At 60.4% G+C, this 2,231-nt stretch carries 2 protein-coding genes and 1 pseudogene; all 3 read left to right on the top strand.

Annotated features, from left to right (window positions below; all coding sequences use genetic code 11):
* Positions 1 to 175: pseudogene (locus A3754_RS19475) on the top strand (ABC transporter ATP-binding protein); the annotation flags it as partial.
* A 44-nt stretch (positions 176 to 219) separates the two neighbouring features.
* Positions 220 to 1,584, top strand: a complete 1,365-nt coding sequence (locus A3754_RS19470) for a cobyrinate a,c-diamide synthase (protein WP_082904810.1) — start codon at positions 220 to 222, stop codon at positions 1,582 to 1,584.
* Complete coding sequence (cobO, locus tag A3754_RS19465; RefSeq protein ID WP_063521022.1) at positions 1,577 to 2,188, top strand: cob(I)yrinic acid a,c-diamide adenosyltransferase; 612 nt, start codon at positions 1,577 to 1,579, stop codon at positions 2,186 to 2,188. The genes A3754_RS19470 and cobO overlap by 8 nt, the downstream gene beginning before the upstream one ends.
* The last annotated feature ends 43 nt before the right edge of the window (positions 2,189 to 2,231 follow it).

Below are 2,231 nucleotides of genomic sequence, written 5' to 3'. Positions count from 1 at the left end.
CGATCTGAACCTGGCCGCCCGCTGGTGTGATCACCTGCTATTGCTCTATCCGGACGGCGAGCTGTGCTTCGGCCCGGCGCACACCATGCTGGTGCCGGAGGCGCTGGAACGTCTTTACGATCAGAAGCTGGTGGTGGCGCAAGTCAATGGTGCGCCGGTGTTTGTCCCCGGTTAGCGCAACCAGCGTAGCTGGAAAATTAAACGTAAATGAGTCCTACGATGGCAACCTTATTAAATGCCACGGTGCCCGCGGCGCTGATTAGCGCACCGGGTTCCGGGCAGGGTAAATCCCTGATTACCGCCGCGCTGGCAAGGCTGCACCGCAATGCGGGGCGCCGGGTTCGCGTGTTCAAGTTCGGCCCGGACTATCTGGATCCGATGATTCTGGAGCAGGCCAGCGGCGCGCCGGTGTACCAGTTGCAACCGTGGATGACCGGGGAGCATGAATGCCGCTGGCGCCTGGCGCAGGCTGCGCAAGAGGCCGATCTGATTCTGGTGGAAGGCGCCATGGGGCTATTCGACGGCACGCCATCCAGTGCGGATCTGGCGGTGCTGGCGGGTATCCCCGCCTTGCCGGTGATCGACGCCTGGGGCATGGCGCAAACGTTCGGTGCCGTTGCGTTGGGGCTGGCCAATTATCGCGATGATCTGGTGGTCAACGAGGTGATTGCCAACCGGGTGGCCAGCCAACGTCATGGCGATTTGTTGCAGGAAGGTATGCCTGAGGACGTGACCTTGCTGGGCTCGGTGCCCCGGCATCCGGCCATGACCTTGCCCGAGCGTCATTTGGGATTGGTGCAGGCCAGAGAGCTGGCGGATCTGGATGCGCGTCTGGATGAGGCGGCGGCAGTATTGCAGGAGGCAGGGCTGGACCGGTTGCCGCAGCCGGTGCGTTTTTCCGCAGCAGCGCCTGAGCCGTTGCCGCCCCTGTTGGACGGATGCCGTATCGGCATTGCCCGTGATGCGGCCTTCGCCTTTATCTATCCGGCGAATCTGGATGCGTTACGTCAGATGGGGGCAACCCTGACGTTCTTTTCCCCATTGCAGGATGCCGCGTTGCCCCAGGTAGATGCGCTATGGCTGCCGGGCGGTTACCCGGAATTGCACGGGGAAGCCTTGGCCATGAATATCGCCATGGGCGACGCCATTCGCGACCACCACGCGGCCGGCAAACCGATTCTGGCGGAGTGCGGTGGCTTGATGAGTTGCATGGCAACCCTGATCGATGGTGATGAAAAACGCCATGCCGGTTTCGGGCTGTTGCAGGGTGAGGCAGCGCTGACGAAAAAACTGCAGGGGCTGGGCATGCAGGCGCTGACCACTCCACAGGGGGAGCTGCGCGGGCATACCTTCCACCATGGCTGTTTGTCGACGCCGTTAACGCCCACTGTTTTCAGCCAGAAACAAACCGGTACGCAAGGCGAGCCGGTCTATCAGGATCAGGGCCTGGTGGCGAGTTTCTTCCACGGTTATTTTCCGTCGGCCCCGCAAGTGGTGGCGGATATCTTTAACGGCCACTTTCGCGCTGAAGCGATTTTTTCAGATCAGGATCCCCTTTCCCGCACAGGAGAAGACCATGCGTGACGATGCGAAAACCCCGGAGCGCCATGCCTGGCGCATGGCCAAAAAACAGGAAATCATGCGTGACCGTATCGCCAATGCGGACAAGGATCAGGGCATCCTGCTGGTCCTGACCGGACCGGGAAAAGGCAAGAGCAGCTCTGGCTTCGGGATGGTGGCCCGGGCGTTGGGGCATGGCATGAAAGTGGGCGTGGTGCAGTTTATCAAGGGCGCGTTCAGTACCGGGGAAGAGGCCTTTTTCCGTGATCTGCCCAACGTGGATTATCACGTCATGGGTGAAGGCTATACCTGGGATACCCAGGACCGGGAGCGGGATGTGGCTGCGGCCAGTGCCGCCTGGGATATGGCCGCGAAGATGCTCAAGGACGATAGCTACGACCTGATTCTGCTGGACGAACTGAACATCGCGTTGCGCTACGAGTACCTCGACCTGGACCGTGTGCTGGACGACCTGCAAAACCGCCCCGCCATGCAACATGCGGTGGTTACCGGCCGCTATGCACCGAAGGAACTGATCGAACTGGCCGACACCGTGACGGAAATGAAAGTGGTGAAGCATGCGTTCAAGGATTTGGGGGTGAAGGCGCAGAAGGGCGTCGAGCTTTAGTTAATAGTTAACAGTGAATAGTGAATAGTGAATAGCGAAACCC

The sequence above is a fragment of the Alcanivorax sp. HI0083 genome (assembly GCF_001635175.1).
Note: the sequence above shows the minus strand (reverse complement) of the source record. Positions and strands in the feature narration are given on the sequence as shown.